Here is a 16,398-nt window from a genome sequence, read left to right as displayed (position 1 = left end):
GGTTGCCTGGACGGGAGGGAGGGTTCAGCGGCGGCTTGCCGTGCCGCCAAGGTTCACGACCTGCGCGGCGGGAAGGATCAGGCTGATGACGCGGTTCCATCGCACCAGCGGCACCGGGTCGATGTAGACGACGTCGCGCGCCTGCAGCGGAAAGCGGTCGGCCAGCGCCAGCGCCACCGGGTTCTTTGCGTCGAGGTGGTAGATCTCGGGCACTTCGCCGCGCGAGTTGCGCACCACGTAGATCTGGCCGGGCGACGAGGTCAGCAGGTCGGGCCCGCCCGCATCGCCCAGCGCCTCGTTCAGGCTCAGCCTGCCGTTGCGCATCAGCAGGGCCGAGGGGTTGCGGATCTCGCCCATCACATACACGCGGCTGTCTTCGCGGGTGCCCACGTTCACGAGGTCGCCGTTCTGCAGCGGAATGCGGCTCGCGTCGAAGCCGTAGCGCTGCAGCAGCGGCAGGTCGATGGTCACCGTGCGCTCGCCGCGCGTGAGGGTCACGCGGGAGCGGTCGGCGGCGGTGGTCACGCTGCCGGCGCGGTTGATCGCCTCTGCAAGCGTCATCGGCACGTCGGTGAAGATCTGCAGGCCCGGGGTGCGGACCTCGCCTTCCACGTACACGCGGCGGCTGCGGAACGACTGGATCCGAACGCTGACCAGCGGGTCTTTCACGAAGGGTGAAATGCGCCGCGTGATCAGGTCGGAGGCGGCGCTTTCCGTCATGCCCTCGACCTTGGTGCGGCCGATGTAGGGAAAGCTGATCTCGCCCGATCCGTCGACGATGAAGCCGGGAGCCACGCTCACGCCCGTCGGATCCGACTGCTGCGAGATCACGGCGCCCGCGTTGGGCATGAGTTCCGGATGCCGGTACACCACGATGCCGATCACGTCGCCCGGAGCGATCGTGTAGGCCGGTGCCTTGCCGAAGAGCTGCCGCACCTCCGCCGGCACGCCCTGCGGCTCCTGCGCGGCGCGGGTGCGGATCAGCTCGGGCGTGATGGGAACGATCTTCGGCTCGCCTTCCGCGTGGGAGCTGCTCCAGCCGCTGGTGTCCGGCGTCTTGAAGCCGGGAATCCCGCAGCCAGCCAGGCACAGCGGCAGCACCAGCGCAACCACCGACCCGATCCGGCGTCGGACGCGCTCGCGGGCGGAAGCTTGGACGGACGCGGGGGCAACGGGTGCGCCGCGCGAAGAACTGGCTGGGTCAAGGTGTGCCATGGGATGGTCCTTTGCTCGTGGGGGATCCTGAAAGTCCTGGAATGGGTTCACTGCGGCGCGTAGGCGCCATGCAGCGGGGGCTCGGCAACGGCCGGCGTGGGGCTCACGGTGCGGCGCTCGGTGCCGGCGCCCGAGGCGCATGCGGTTACCCAGTCGCCCACCGACTGGAGAAAGAGCTGCTGGCCCTTTGCCGTGCAGAAGGTGTGGTCGAGCTCGCGCATGAACTCGTACTGGAGGGCCTGCGCGAAGGGCTCGCGCCGGAAGGGCCCGAGCTGGTCGCGGCCGCGGTCCGATACATGCAGGGAGCCCGAATACAGCAGCTGCACCGCCACCTTCCGTTCGACCAGGCGCTTCATGGCCGCGCCGAACCACAGGGCGTTGACCTGCGGCGGCTTTCTTTCCGTGAAGAAGCCGGGCAGCGCCTTTGTCGAATGGCTGCGCAGAAAGTGCCGCTGGAGCCAGCGCTTGGCCTTGCCCGCGAAGGCCGGGTGCGCGGGGGCTGCAATGGCGCGCCGCACCGTGCGCTCCCAGCGCGAGCGCCATTCCGGAAACGCGAAGCCGTCGAACAGCGAAATCGCCACCACGCGCGTGTCCGCTTCGGCCACCGCCATGGCGTGCTCCACGCCCGAGCACATGGCCACGATCACGAATTGCCGGATGCCCATCGTTTTCTCGAGCAGGTCCATGCCGGCCTGCAGATCGTGCATGGCGCGGGTCTGCAGGTCGTGCGAAAAGTCGGACGCCTCGCTGTCTCCCACGCCGCCCAGGTCGAAGCGCAGGCTGCTCACGCCGCGCGCGGCCAGCACATGCGCCAGCTTCACGTTGATGCGGCGCGGGCCGATGCGATGGTTGGCGCCCATGTTGAACATCAGGCATGCGGCGGTGGCCGGCACTTGCCGCGCGGGCATCGTGACGGTGCCGACCAGCGAGTTGCCGGCGCCGAACCGCACCGGGGTTTGCGTCATGTCATTCATGAAGGGCCCCCTGCAGGCGGTTGAGCGCGTCGGCCGGAACCATGGCGCTGTTGGGGTAGGGGTCTGAAGTCCAGTCGAGCCGGTGCTGGAAGTACGCAAGGCGCACCGGCATGTAGCGCGACTGCTGCTCGGCCGCCCACTGCGCCGTCTCTTCGTCGTCCGGCCCTGTGAGCACCAGCGTGTCGTGCAGGGCCGTGAGCGGGAGCGATTCAGGCGTGAGCGTGGCCAGCTGCGTGCGCAGCGTGGGCGAAAGCGAGGTGCCCAGTGCCTCCTCGGGCATGGCGCCGGGCTCGCGCGAAAGGCTGCGGCGCCACGCCAGGTCGGGAATGCAGAAGGTCGTGTCGAGGGCCGCCACATGCTCTTCGCGCAGCAGGCGCGCATAGCGGCGCCCGTCGATCACCGGCTCCCACAGCACCAGCCGCGCCGGGTCGCAGCGCCCGTTGCGCGCCGCCAGCACGGCCAGGGTGGCGCCGAGCCGCGCGCCCACCCAGACGATGCGGCTCCCCGGTGCGCGCCGGCGCAGCTCTTCATGCGCAGAGCACAGGTCGCGCCGCCAGCCGTCGAGCTCGCCGTCGTCCTCGTCGCCCGGTGAATCGCCGGTGCCGTAGAAGTCGAAGCGCAAGGTTGCGATGCCGGAGCGCGCCAGGCGTTCGGCCAGCACCTTGAAGAAGCGGTGCGTGCGCATGCCCTCCTGCCCGAAAGGCGGGCAGATGAGCACCGCGGTGTTTCCGGGCAGAGCTTCCTCGGCGGCGTGGAACAGGCCGAAGATCTGCCGCGATGCGGGGCCGAAAAGGAATGGGTAGGGGGTCATGCAAAGCTCTCCGTTGCGCCGCGCGGCACGCTGGCGCGGGTGTGGGTCTGCCGCCACTCGGCGATCGATCCCACGCTGTCCATGCGCGAAGGCGCGGGCTGCAGCACAAGCCACAGGATTCGGCCGGCGACCGGCACCTCGACACTGCGGCAGTCCGCGTCCACACCCACTTCAAAGCGCTCCGGAGGCACGATCAGCCCCAGCCCGATGGCCTTGAGGCAGGCCTCCTTGCGCGTCCAGCAGGTGAGAAAGGCCTGGTCGCGCTCGTTGGCGGGCAGGGCGCGCAGCGCTTCGTTCTCCAGCCGCGTGAAATGCGTGGCGGCAAGTGCCAATGCGTCGGGCACGGGGCGAAGCTGCTCCACGTCCACGCCCAGCGGGCCGCGCTCGCCGATGGCGATCAGGCCCAGCCCCTGGCTGTGGCTCAGCGAGAAATGAACACGCGGCCAGCCCAGCAGCGAAGGCTTGCCGAAGGCGCTGTGCGTGAAGCGCAGCGCATCGGCGCGCGCGCCGGTCTGCTCGGCCAGCGCGTAGCGCAGCGCGGCGTGCGCCGCCACGTACCGTTGCCGCTCCTGGGGAAAGCGGAACTGTCCGGCGCGTGTGCGTTCCTCCTTGGAGAGGATCAGCGCGGCGCCGGGACCGGCGCAGTCATCCAGGTCGAAATACCGGCAGAGCGGTGCGTCGACAGAAGAAAGGGCGAAGGCCGCGTGTCCCATGATCGTTACTCCTTGCGCAGCCAGCCGCCGAAAGTGCGGCTCAGCAGTCCCTCGCCGCGCGCACCGGCCTTGAGGTTGCCCATGGCCAGCGGCGCGAGCTCCGAGAGATCGGCGCTGTCATGCGCTTCGCGGGCGGAGGCGGCGATCTGGCCGAGGTTTTCGAACAGGTAGCGGCGCGACTGCACGCGATAGCCCAGCGTCTGCTCGGTCTGCTGCAGCGCCCGCAGCACGAGCAGCGAATCTCCGCCGAGGTCGAAGAAGTTGTCGGTCGGGCGGATGTCGTTGACGTCGATGCCGATTACCGAGGCCCAGATCTGCGCGAGGCGGGCGTGCTCCGGGTTCAGGAGCGTCTCGTCCGCCTTCGGGGCCACGGCCGTGCCGTTGACCGGTGCCGCGGCCGTGGCCTTGAGCGGATCGACCGCCGCGAGCTTGCGCAGGTACACGGCGCTGGCCGAACCTTCTTCGCTGGAGAGTTCGTCCAGCGTGGCTTCGGGATGCTCGGCGGCCCGTTGCAGCAACTCCAGGTAGCGGTCGCGCAGGTGCGCGCCGGTTTCGCGCAGGTAGATGTCGGCGTTGTAGTTCAGCGCGCCCTCCAGCCCGTGCGGCTTGTCCATCAGCCACATGCCGATGTCGTCGGTGGCGCCGTGCTGCATCAGGTGCAGCTGGCGGGTTTGCAGGCTGCCCAGGCGCCGTGCGCGGTCGCGCGCGTCCTGGAACGAGAACATCGTCTGGTAAGGGCCGACCGCGCGGATGCGGGCGCCCAGGGCGGGCTCCGCCATGAGCCGCTCGAACGGCACCTGCTGGTAGTTCATGATCGACAGCAGCTCACGCTTCACGTAGCGCATGAACTCGGCGAGCGGCTGGTCCAGCTTGACCTGCAGCGACACCGGCAGCACGTTGTTGAAGAAGCCCATCACGTCTTCGGTCTCGGGCTGCTGGCGGCCGCGCACCGGGTTGGCGATGACGATCGACTCCGAGCCGATGACCCGGCTCATGGTGAGCGCATAGATGCCGAAGGTCAGCATGCTCAGCGTCACGTCCATGTCGCGGGCCACCTTGCGCAACTGCTGCGTGGTCGCAAGGTCGACGCGGATCCACTGCGCGCCGCCCTGGCCGCTCTTGCCCGAGCGCCGCGGCATGTCGGTGTTGGGCAGGCGCGGCATCGGCGCGTCGGCGAAGCGCTTCAGCCAGAAGTCCAGCTGCTCCTGGAAGCCGGGCTCGTTCATCCAGTTGGCCTGCCACTCGGCATAGTCGCCATGCGTGGTGGCAAGCGCGGGCAGGCCGTGCGGGCGACCGCGTTCCGCCGCGTCGTAGATGGCGGAGAGCTCACGCTGGAGCAGGTCGAATGACCAGCCGTCCCAGATCAGGTGGTGCGGCACGAACACGAACACATGCTCATGCGCATCGAGCTGGAACACCGCCGCATGCATCATGGGCGCGCGGTGAATGTCGATCGGCCGGTCGGCAAGCTCCTGCATGCGATCGGCCAGCTCGGCTTCGCGCTGGTCGGCCGGCAGGTTGCGCAGGTCGATGAACGGCAGTTCGAAGTCCACCGCCTCCGACATCGCCTGCACCGGCTGCCCGGTGTGCGGGTCGGTCGCCATGCGGGTGCGCAGGGCGGGCTGGCGGCGAATGATTTCCCTGAACGCGGCCTCGAAGCGCTGCATATCGAAGTTGCCGGTCAGGCGCTGGGCGGCGGGCGCGTTGTAGACCGAGCGGCCGGGATGCAGGTCCTCCATGAACCGGATGCGTTCCTGCGACGGCGTCAGCGGCGCCGTCTTGCGATTGATGCGGCAGGGCAGCGGCGCCTGTGCACGGGAGCCCGCGCTTTGCAGGCCTTCGACAACGGCGGCCAGCTTTTCGGCCGTGGGCGCTTCGAACAGCGAGCGCAGCGGCAGCGTGATCTTGAACTCGCGGCTCAGCAGCGTGGTCAGGCGCGAAGCCAGCAGCGAATGGCCGCCCATGGCGAAGAAGTCGTCCCGCATGTCGAGGCCGGGCAGGCTCAGCACCTTTTCCATGGTCTCGAGCACCTTGCGTTCGCAATCGGTGCGGGGGCCGGCGCCGCGCCGCGCCTCGTCGCGCGAGACGGCCTGCGGCGGCGGCAGCGAAACCCGGTCGACCTTGCCGTTGGGCAGCGTGGGCAGCGTCTTCAGCGCCACCACGTGCTGCGGCAGCATGAAGGCGGGCAGGTGCTCGCGCAGGTGCGCCATCAGCACGTCCTGGTCGAAATCGACACCGGGCGTGAGCGCAAGGTAGGCCACCAGGCGCACGTCGCCCGGGCTGTCTTCGCGCGCCACGACCACGCAGCGCGAAACGCCGGCCACCTCGCGGCAGCGCGCCTCGATCTCGCCCGGCTCGATGCGGTAGCCGCGCACCTTGAGCTGGAAGTCCAGCCGGCCCAGGTGCTGGATCAGCCCGTCGTTGCGCCAGCGGCCGCGGTCGCCGGTGCGGTACAGCCGCTTGGCCGTGCCGAAGATGCGGGCGGTGACGAAGCGCTCGGCCGTGAGCTCGGGCCGGTCGATGTAGCCTTGCGACAGCCCGTCGCCGGCAATGCAGATTTCTCCCGGCACGCCGATGGGGCAGGGCTGCAGGTCGGCGTCGAGAATCCAGATCTCGGTGTTGTCCACCGGGTGGCCGATGGACACGCCGCGCGATGCCACGGCCTTGGGGTCGACCAGCCATGCGGTCGAATACACCGTGGTTTCGGTCGGGCCATAGCCGTTCCAGAGCTCCGAAAGACGCTCGCACAGCGCAAGCGCAAAGCTCGGGCGCAGCGGCTCGCCGCCGATCCAGCCGCGAAAGCCCGGTGCGCCCGGCCATTGGGCGTCGAGCAGCAGCTGCCACATGCCGGGCGTGGCCTGCAGGAAATTGATCTGCTCTTCCTGGAGCAGCGTGCTCAGGCGCACGCCGTCCATGGCCAGCTCGCGCTGCACCATCACGATCTCGGCGCCCACGGCCAGCGGCAGCAGCAGGTCGGGCACCGCCATGTCGAACGACAGCGTGGTCACCGCGGCAATGCGGTCGCTGGCGTTCATGCCGGACTTCCTCTGCATCCACTGCAGCAGGTTGGCCACCGATGCGTGCCGCGCGGACACGCCCTTGGGCAGGCCGGTGGAGCCGGAGGTGTAGATCACATAGGCAGGGTCGTCCGGGCCGGCGTCGTCTTCGCTCGCGGGCAGGGGATCGCCGGAGGCCTGTTGCCAGGCGCTGTCGCGGTCGATCTCGAACACCTGTTCGCCCGCGCCCTCGCGCCAGCTGCGCGGCGCCGCGGCAAGGTCCGAGGAGGTCAGCAGCAGGCTGAGGCCGGCATCCTTGGCGTAGTGGTCGAGCCGCGCCTGCGGAAAGGCGGGGTCGAGCGGCACGTAGGCGGCGCCCGCCTTGAGCACGGCGACCATTGCAAGCACCATCTCGAGGCTGCGCTCCAGGCACAGCCCCACATGGTGGCCGCGCCGCACGCCGCGCTCGCGCAATGCACGCGCGAGCCGGTTGGACTGCGCGTCGAGTTCGGCATAGGTGAAGATTCGCGCGCCGTCGCGCACGGCAGGGCGGTCAGGCTGCAGAGGCACGCGGGCCAGGAAACGTGCGAGCGCATGCGGCGCGCCTTCCAGCGGGGTGGGCGGCGGCTGCAACGCGATGAGCTCTTGCGCGCCTTCCGGCGAAAGCACCTCGAGCCCGCCGACGGTTTCGCCCGGATTGCGCGCGGCCGAGCGGAGCACGCACTCGAACATGTCGAGCCAGCGCTGCACGCTGGCCTCGTCGAACAGGTCGGCGTTGTATTGCGCCTCCATCTGCAGCCCGCCGTCGAGCGGGCGCAGGTTCAGGAAGAGCTCGAAGTTCTCGTACTGGCGGGGGATGGTGTCCTGCGTGACATCCAGGCCGGTGAAGGCCTGCGTGCTGCTGGCCACGTCGGGGTCGACGTTGAACACCACGCTCACCAGCGGCAGGCGGCTCGGGTCGCGCTGCAGCGCAAGCTTGCCCAGCAGCGCGCCGTAGGTGAGCGCCTGGTGGTCGAAGGCATCGAGCACGGCGGTGCTGCATTCGCCCAGCAATGCGTCGAAGCGCATCTGGCCGTGCGCGGCAAGGCGCAGCGGCAGCAGGTTGACGCAGTGGCCCACCAGGTCGGGCATGTCGCGCGCGATCTGGCCCGACGCCGGAATGCCGACCACGATGTCGTCCTGCCCGGTAAGGCGGTGCAACGTGGCGACAAAGCCGGTGAGCAGGCCCGCGAACAGGCTGGCGCCGGTCTTAGCGCTCATCGAGCGCAGCGTGGTCACCAGGCGGCGGTCGAGCAGCCGCTCGGCGCGGCGCGAGCTGAAGGTGCGCGTGGCGGGGCGCAGGTGGTCGAGCGGCAGCTCGATCACGGGCAGGGTTCCGCCGGGAAAGCGCTCCAGCCAGTAGTCCACATGCACCTGCATGTCGGGATGCGCGGCTTCGGCGGCTTCTTCCGCGGCAAAGGCCGCATAGGTCGGCGCCGGCTTGAGCCGCAGGCCGTTGCCGGTTTGCTCGGCATACAGATGGCCGAGCTGCTCGGTAATGACCACCCACGACCAGCCGTCGCAGACCACATGGTGCGCCGACATGACGAGTTCATGCTCGGCATCGCCAAGCCGGTACAGCACGGCGCGGAACAGCGGGCCTTGCTCCAGCGAGAAAGGCGTGCACACCGCGGTGTCGTGGGCCGTCTTCAACGCCTGTGCCCGGGCTTCGGGCGAGAGGCCGCTCAGGTCCTTTTGCTCCATCGGGTCTTCGGGCGGCTGGCCGACCAGCATGCAGGTGCCGTCGGGCGAGACCGTGGCGCGCAGCGACTGGTGGCGCGCGACGAGGCGTGCCACGGCACGCGCCATGGCATCGCGGTCGAGCGGCCCGCGAAAGCGCAGCAGCACCGATTCGTTGTACGAGAGCGAGGCTTCGGTGCTCATCGTTGCGCCGAGCCAGACTTCGCGCTGCGATTCAGTCGTCGGAATGACGCATTCGATAAGGCCCGCGGCGGCGGGGGGGCGAAGAACGGCGTTCATGCTGTGGCCTTTCCATTGATCAGATGGCTGGGGGAAGAGGTGGTGTCGGGCACGTACCAGAAGGGCTGGCCATCGATGTCGCGGGCGAGAACGGAGCCGTCTTCTTCCTCGGCCTTGCGGTAGTCGAAGCCGGTGATGACCGTTGCGCGGCGCGGCAGGAATCCGGATTCCTGCATCTCGGCCACGGACTCCTTGAATGCGCGCTGGATGGTCTCGATGTCCTCGGCGCTGTGCGCGCTCGTGAGGAAGCACGGGAAGTTGTCCAGGATGTGCACGCCGCGGCTGCGCATCATTGCGAACAGCAGGTCCTGCAGCGGATGGTCTTCGAGCCAGCTCACGCGCCAGAGCGAAGCGAAGTGCCTGATGGCGATGGGCGCGCCCACCTCGGCGCACCACGCAGTGAGCTCCTCGGCCATCGTGCCCGTGCTGGTGCTGAGGCCGATCTGCAGCGCGGGGCCAGCCTCTTTCAGATAGGTGAGCGATGCCTTGGCCGCGGCCAGCGCGAGCGGGTGCCGCACGAAGGTGCCGGCAAAGTAGGTCACGCCCACGCCGGGAATGGAGTCGTCGCCGTACTGCCAGGCGCCGCCGTCGAGCGCATCCATGAACTCGCGCTTGCCGGCAATCACGCCGACCGGGAAGCCGCCGCCGATCACCTTGCCGTAGGTGGCAAGGTCGGCGCGTATGCCGAACAGTTCTTGCGCGCCGCCCAGCCCGACGCGAAAGCCCGTGATGACCTCGTCGAAGATCAGGCAGCTGCCGCTCTGCGCGGTGATGGCACGCACTTCTTCCAGGAACTCGCGCGGCTGGAAGTCGGGGCGGCGGCTTTGCACCGGCTCGGCCAGCACGGCGGCAAGGTCTTCGGCGTTCTCGCGGATGAAGGCCAGCGCCTCGGGCGTGCCGTAGTCCAGCACGCGGATGTCGCCGAACATGCCGCTCATCACGCCGGGCGCGGCCGAGAGGCCCTTGCCGCCCTTGCCGGCGCGAACCAGCACTTCGTCGAAGGTGCCGTGGTAGGAGCCCGTGAACACCACCACGGTGCTGCGCCCGGTGACCGTGCGCGCGATGCGCAGCGCCGCCATGACCGCTTCGGAGCCGGTGTTGCAAAGCGCCGCGCGGTCGCTGCCCGTGAGCTCGCAGATGAGCGCCGTGACTTCGGCGGCCAGCGGATGCTGCGGGCCGATCTCATAGCCCTCGTCGAGTTGGCGGCGCACGGCTTCCTGCACGAAGTCGGGCTGCCAACCGAACATGTTCATGCCGAAGCCGTTGAGCGCATCGACGTATTCGTTGCCGTCCAGGTCCCAGAGCTTCGACCCCTTGGAGCGCTCGATGACGATCTGGTAGGTGATCTCCTTGGTGATCGGGCGAAAGCCGTTGACCACGCGCGGGTCGGCCATGTGGGGGCGGTTGGCTTCGGTGAACTGCTTGCTCTTTTGCGTGCGTGCCACGTAGCGGCGCATGAAGGCCGCAAGCCGCGCCTTTTGCCGGCCGCTCGGCTCGGCGGTGCGCTGCGTGTGGATGCGTGCGATGGCGCCGAAAGCCTTTGTCACGTCGTAGCGCACCGGCTCCTTGGCTGCGGCGGGCTCGTCGGCATTGGGCAGCGCTGGTGAGGCCGGCATCGGCTGCGGCACGGCGGCCTGCATGGCGGGCTGGGTGGCCTGTTGCACCGCCTGTGCAGCCGCGTCATGGGACAGATCCGCCCCGGCGCCGGACAGCAGCGCGAGCTGCTGTCGCATCAATTCCATTTGCTGCGTAACTAGTTGTACAAGCGGTGTGGCGCCGATTCCGCCATGGCTTGCAGCGGCGTGAAAAGGGGCGACGGATGCACGGCGGCCGGCACAGTGATTGCCGTTGCCGCAGGGACAAGAACGGCTGCGCTCACCGGAGCCACTACCGGAGCGATTACCGGAGCAGCCGCGACTGCAGCTACGGGTTCGGCCGGCAGGCTTTCCCGCAGGAATGCGCCGAGCGCGTCGAGGCTGCGGTAGTTTTCCATGAGCTGGCGGAAGCTCAGGTTCACCTTGAAGCGCTTCTTGATCTGCGTGGCGACCTGGGTCAGCGTGAGCGAGTCCAGCCCGAGCTCGCTGAAGGCGGCGTTCCCTTCCGCCTGGGCCATGTCGATGCCGGAGATGTCTTCGAACAAGGACCGCAGCCGCGCGTCCAGCGAGGCCTCCGGCGAAGCGGATGCGGAAGAAACAGGTAGCGGGGGCGCTGCAGCAACTGTCACGGTCTTCTCCAAAACGGGGGTGGTACGAAAAGGGCGGGCACGGGCGGCGCGGCTTCCGGCAAGGTGGCCGGCTTTGCCGCGGGGGCCGCGATGTCGACCCAGAAACGCTTGCGCTCGAACGGATAGGTGGGCAGGCGAACCCGCTGGGCGCCGGTGCGCACCGCGAGCCGCGACAACTCGACATCGGCGCCGCATGTCCAGAGGCGCGCCAGCGCCAGGCGCAGGGTGCGGGCCTCGTCGGCCGGCTCGCCATGCAGCAGCGGCATCACTTCGCCGGCGCCGTGCTGGCGCACCAGCGTGGTCAGTGCGTTGCGCGGGCCGACCTCGACGAAGAGCGGCCGCGTCGTGTGTTCCATGACGTTGCGCACGGCCGGTGAAAAGTGAACGGTGCCGCGCAGGTGGCGGGCCCAGTAGCTGGCGCTGGTCGCCTCGGCGTCTTCGAGCAGCCGGCCGGTGAGCGTCGAATAGATCGGAATCGTCGGCGGATGCAGTGCCACTTCACTGACCAGCGCTTCGAAGGGCTCGACTGCGCCGTCCATCATTGCGCTGTGGAATGCGTGCGATGTCTGCAGCGGGCGGCTCGGAATGTCTTCTTCCTGCAGCGAGGCTTGCAGCGCCGCAATCGCCTCGAAGGGGCCGGCGGCCACACAAGCTGTCGGGCCATTGTCTGCGGCAAGAGATAGCGAATCGCCGAGCCTGGCCGTGAGCTGTTCGGCACCCAGGCGCACCGACAGCATTGCCCCCGCGGGTTGGGCCTGCATGAGCGCGCCGCGGCGGGCGACGAGCCGTGCGGCGTCTTCGAGCCGCATCACACCCGCCAGCACCGCGGCCACGAACTCACCCACGCTGTGGCCGATCAGCGCATGCGGCCGCGCACCCAGCGAGAGCAGCCTGCGTGCCAGCGCGTATTCGAGCGCAAACATGGCGGGCTGCGTCACGGCGGTGGGCGACAGCGCATCGGCTTCGCCTTCGAACATGCGCTCGCGCAAATCGAAGTCGAGCGCGCTGCCGAAGGCTTTCACGCAAGCATCGAAGGCGGCCGCGAAGACGGGATCGTTCGCATGCAGGTTCTTGCCCATGCCGGCGTACTGCGCGCCCTGGCCGGGAAACATCAGCACCAGCTGCGGCGCGCGCGAATCGATGTGGCCGCTGACGCGCCATGCACCGTCGCTGCCACGCAGCGCGGCAACGGCTTCGGCCGCATCGCTGGCCACCACGGCGCGGCGGAAGGCGTGTGCCTTGCGGCCGACGCCCAGCGTATAGGCCACATCGGCCAGCGGCAGCCCGGGCGTTGCATCGAGGTGCGCCGCCAGCTGCTCCGCGGCCATTGCGAGTGCGGCCTCCGAGCGGGCTGAAAGCGGCAGCACCTGGGGGCCGACCGCGATTGGCGAAGCGGGGCGCGGGGGCGCCTCTTCGACGATGACATGCGCGTTGGTGCCGCCCACGCCGAAGGAGCTGACGCCTGCGCGGCGCGGCTCGGCGGCGCGCGGCCACGGCTGAAGGCTTGGCGTCACGTAGAAGGGCGTGCGCGAAAAGTCGATGGACGGGTTCGGTGCGGTGAAGTGCGCCGTCGGCGGAATCACTTCGTGGTGCAGCGAAAGCGCTGCCTTGATGAGCCCGGCCGCGCCGGCCGCCGTGACCATGTGGCCCACGTTGCTCTTGAGCGAACCGAGCGTGCAGAAGCCCAGCGCATCGGTGTGTTCGCCATAGGCACAGGTCAGCGCCTCGACTTCGATCGGGTCGCCCATTGGCGTGGCCGTGCCGTGCGCTTCTACATACGAGATGCTGCGCGCCTCCACATTGGCCGCAGCCAATGCGGCGCGAATCACCGCGGCTTGGCCATCCACGCTGGGCGCGGTAAAGCTCGCCTTGGCGCCGCCGTCGTTGTTGACGGCGGCACTGCGCAGCACCGCGTAGATGGTGTCGCCGTCGGCCTGTGCGTCGGCCAGGCGCTTCAGCAGCACCACCGCGGCGCCATCGCTGAACACGGTGCCCTGGGCCTGCGCATCGAAGCTGCGCGTGCGGCCGTCGGGCGAGAGCATCGAGCCCTCCTGGTAGAGGTAGCCGCTGCGCGTGGGGCAGGTAACGGACGCGCCGCCCGCCAGCGCCATATAGCACTGGCCCGTGCGCAGCGCATGAAAGGCATGCGCCACGGCCACCAGCGATGTCGAGCAGGCGGTGTGCACGCTCACCGCGGGGCCGGTGAGGTTGAGCCGGTTGGCCACCCGCGTGGTGATGTAGTCCTTCTCGTTGGCTAGCATCACCTGGAACTCGCCCACGGCCTCGATGAGGTCGGGCCGCGTGCTGACGTGGCGCTGGAAGTAGCTGGCGTTGTACATGCCGGCATACACGCCCACGGGGCCGGGGGCGGCGTCGGGCACATAGCCGGCACGCTCCAGGCACTCCCAGCAGATCTCGAGGAACACGCGCTGCTGCGGGTCCATCAGTGCCGCTTCCTTCGGGCCGATGCCGAAGAAGGCGGCGTCGAAGTTCTCGATGCCTTCGATCACGCCGCGGGCGCGCACATAGGCCGGGTCGCTACGCAAGGCCTCGGACACGCCGGCGTCGAGCGTCTCGTCGTCGAAGAAGCTGATGGTGTCGCGGCCGGCAACCAGGTTGTCCCAGAACTGCTCGACATCCGCGGCGCCCGGAAAGCGGCCCGCGGTGGCGACCAGCGCCACGGCGTCTTGCAAGTCTGTGCCTGCCTGAGCGTGGGGTGCGCGTGGGCGATCGATGGCTGTGGGCGCGGCATCACCGGCGGGCGCCAGCTGAGCCGCCATTGCGGCCGGCGTCGGATAGCGGAAGAAGAGATTGGTCGAAAGCGGCTTTGCGCTGTCCCGCTGCAGATCGGCCAGCACCTGCAGCACGCGCATCGAATCGCCGCCGAGGTCAAAGAAGTTGTCGTTGCGGCCGACCTTGGCGATGCGCAGCGCGCGCGCAAAGGCTTCGCACACGCGCTGCTCGGTGGCGTTGCGCGCCTCTTCGAACGGCTGTGCAAGATCGGGCCGCTCGCCGGCCGGCTCAGGCAGGGCCTTGCGGTCGAGCTTGCCGTTGGCGGTAACCGGCAGCTGATCGAGCCAGACCTGTGCGGAGGGCAGCAAGGCCGCGGGCAGGCGGGCCGCCAGGTGCGCGCGCAGTGCCTCCCACGAGAGCTTTTCCTGCGAACGCGCGACAAGGTAGGCGACAAGGCTCAGCTGCCCGTCGGCATCGGGCCGCGCGACGACGGCGCAGTTCTTCACCGCCGGATGGGCGAGGATGGCCGCTTCCACCTCGCCGGTTTCGATGCGGTGGCCGTGGATCTTGACCTGCCCGTCGCGCCGGCCGATGAACTCGAGGGTGCCGTCGGGCAGCCAGCGCGCGAGGTCGCCCGTGCGGTAGAGGCGCTCGCCCGGCGCGCCGAAGGGGTCGGGCACGAAGCGTTGTTCCGTCAGCGCGGGTTGCCCCAGGTAGCCGCGCGCCAGTCCGTGTCCGCCGATGCAGAGCTCGCCCGCCAGGCCCGTGGGAAGCAGGGCCATCGTGGGGCTCAGCACGCGCAGCACCGTGTCGTTGATGGGCCGCCCGAGCGGCACCGAGCGCAGGTCGGCGGACAGCGCGGCAGGAATGCGGTAGGTGGCCGCGAAGGTCGTGCACTCGGTGGGGCCGTAGCCGTTGCTCAACGCGAGCTGCGGAAGCGCGGCCAACGCGCGCCGCACATGCGGCACCGAAAGAGCTTCGCCGCCGGTAAGCAGGTGCCGCAGGCCGGAGAGGTGCGCCGGGTCGTCGTCGATCACCGCGTTGAACAGCGCCGCCGTCAGCCAGGCGGTGTGCACGTTGTGGCGTGCAATGGTGCGGGCGAGGCCGGCGCCCGTGGGTACGCGCTCGTCGTGAATGACGCAGCAGCCGCCATTGAGCAGCGGGCCCCAGACTTCGAGCGTGGAGGCATCGAAGCCGAGCGGCGCGGCATGCAGCATCGCGCGGCCGGGAGCCAGCTCGACATAGCCGGCATCGACTACCAGGCGAAGGATTGCGCGATGGCAAATCTCGATGCCCTTGGGCGTGCCGGTCGAGCCAGAGGTGTACATCACGTACGCCACCGATTCGCCGTCGATGGCGGGGGCTTCCCACGACGCAGGCGCACTGCCTTCACCGCCGTCAGGCACTTCTGCCAACTCGTCGAGCACCAGCACGGCCATCGACTCGGGCGCGAGATGGCGATGCGCGGGCGCGGCGATTGTGAGCCGCGCGTTCGCCTCGCCCAGCATGTAGGCAATACGCTCGGCCGGAAAGTCCGTCGGCACCGGCACATAGGCGGCGCCCGCCTTGAGAACACCCAGATGGGCCACCACCGCCGCCATCGAACGATCGAGCAGCAGCCCGACGGCGTCGCCTGCCTGCACACCCGTTTGCTGCAGGCGTTGGGCGAGCCGGCCGGAGCGGCGCTCGAGCTCGCTGTAGCTCATCTGCGCATCGCCTTCGGCAAGGGCCGGCGCATCTGGCGTGGCGGCGGCCTGGCGGCTGAACATTTGCGCCACATTGAGTTGGCGGTTCAGCGGGGCAGGCGGCGTGTTCCATGCGATGAGCTGTTGCTCGCGGTCAGCCGCGGGCAGGGTGCGGATGTCGCCCAGCGGTGCGTCGGGGCGGCAGAGCAGGTCGGCGGCCGTGTCGGCGATTGCGGCCAGCAATTGCTCGATGGATGCGGCGTCCAGAAGACCTGCTGCGGCGTCGGCGCGAAGGCGCGGCGCGTCTGATGCGGCGTTCAGCCAGAGGTGAAGGGGTGCCTGCAGTGCGGGGGCGACGGTCTCGGCGCGGAGCCAGAGAAAGCTGGGCGAGGACTCGGGCGTGTCTGTGCCGGGTGCTTCAGCGGCCTGGCGCCGCTTCTGGTCGAGCGTGGCGAGCCATGCGCCCGCCGGCTGCGCGGGATCGAGGGTTTCGGCAAGCGCGGTGTGCCGTGCGGCTGCTTGCGATCCGTGCGCCGAGGCTTCGTGCAGGACCGTTTGTTGCGCGCCGAGCCAGCGGGCCTGCAACAGGAGCCAGGCTGCTGCAAACGGGGTGTCCGGCAATTGACCGGCGGCTGCAGTCCATTGGCTCCAATGCCGTGCATTTTTCGGTGCAAGTGCCATCGAACCGCCAATTCGTTCTACCGTCGCCGAGCTGGGCAGCGAAACGAACAGGTCGCCCAGTGAGAGCGGGGGACTTCGAATTGGGCCGAAAATACCGAATGAAATTTCATGGAAAAGCTCGAATGAGTAATATCTGCTAATACATTGAATACGGAAAAATTGCATTAAGTAAGAATAAAAGGAGGTAGTACGTTTGGTCATATTTCGGAGGCAATCCTAGGGTGTTTGACGCAAACGGTGGGAGCAAATGTTGGTCAAGTTACACTCCGGAATCATTTGTTACATAGACGTACTACCTGATATCGCCCAAACAGGGTAGCTAATCACTCGATTCAAGTAGGTAACTC

The 16,398-nt window shown here is 68.8% G+C and carries 5 protein-coding genes and 1 pseudogene; all 6 read right to left on the bottom strand.

All coding sequences use genetic code 11. From position 1 onward, the window contains the following. Positions 1-24 precede the first annotated feature (24 nt). Complete coding sequence (locus M0765_RS26785; RefSeq protein WP_258507306.1) at positions 25-1,215, bottom strand: polysaccharide biosynthesis/export family protein; 1,191 nt, start codon at positions 1,213-1,215, stop codon at positions 25-27. 47 nt (positions 1,216-1,262) lie between these two features. After that, a complete protein-coding gene (locus M0765_RS26780; RefSeq protein WP_258507303.1) occupies positions 1,263-2,189 on the bottom strand; it encodes a hypothetical protein in 927 nt (308 codons plus the stop codon). Beyond that, the gene (locus tag M0765_RS26775; RefSeq protein ID WP_258507301.1) at positions 2,182-3,000 is read right to left on the bottom strand and encodes an alpha/beta fold hydrolase; all 819 of its coding nucleotides are present in this window, start codon (positions 2,998-3,000) and stop codon (positions 2,182-2,184) included. The genes M0765_RS26780 and M0765_RS26775 overlap by 8 nt, the downstream gene beginning before the upstream one ends. Continuing rightward, positions 2,997-3,713 carry a 4'-phosphopantetheinyl transferase family protein gene (locus tag M0765_RS26770; RefSeq protein ID WP_258507299.1) on the bottom strand — a complete coding sequence of 239 codons (717 nt, stop codon included), beginning with the start codon at positions 3,711-3,713 and terminating at the stop codon, positions 2,997-2,999. The genes M0765_RS26775 and M0765_RS26770 overlap by 4 nt, the downstream gene beginning before the upstream one ends. A 5-nt stretch (positions 3,714-3,718) precedes the next feature. After that, a complete protein-coding gene (locus M0765_RS26765) occupies positions 3,719-8,728 on the bottom strand; it encodes a non-ribosomal peptide synthetase (RefSeq protein ID WP_258507297.1) in 5,010 nt (1,669 codons plus the stop codon). After that, a pseudogene (locus tag M0765_RS26750) lies at positions 8,725-16,216 on the bottom strand (amino acid adenylation domain-containing protein). The gene M0765_RS26765 and the pseudogene M0765_RS26750 overlap by 4 nt, the downstream one beginning before the upstream one ends. Positions 16,217-16,398 lie beyond the last annotated feature (182 nt).

It is taken from the genome of Variovorax sp. S12S4 (genome assembly GCF_023195515.1).
Taxonomy (GTDB): Bacteria; Pseudomonadota; Gammaproteobacteria; order Burkholderiales; family Burkholderiaceae_C; genus Variovorax.
Note: the sequence above shows the minus strand (reverse complement) of the source record. Positions and strands in the feature narration are given on the sequence as shown.

What these genes read in the sequence shown, in the direction of transcription:
- M0765_RS26765 (WP_258507297.1), bottom strand. Translation starts at nt 8,728, where the DNA reads ATGAACGCCGTTCTTCGCCCCCCCGCCGCCGCGGGCCTTATCGAATGC.
- M0765_RS26775 (WP_258507301.1), bottom strand. Translation starts at nt 3,000, where the DNA reads ATGACCCCCTACCCATTCCTTTTCGGCCCCGCATCGCGGCAGATCTTC.
- M0765_RS26785 (WP_258507306.1), bottom strand. Translation starts at nt 1,215, where the DNA reads ATGGCACACCTTGACCCAGCCAGTTCTTCGCGCGGCGCACCCGTTGCC.
- M0765_RS26770 (WP_258507299.1), bottom strand. Translation starts at nt 3,713, where the DNA reads ATGGGACACGCGGCCTTCGCCCTTTCTTCTGTCGACGCACCGCTCTGC.
- M0765_RS26780 (WP_258507303.1), bottom strand. Translation starts at nt 2,189, where the DNA reads ATGAATGACATGACGCAAACCCCGGTGCGGTTCGGCGCCGGCAACTCG.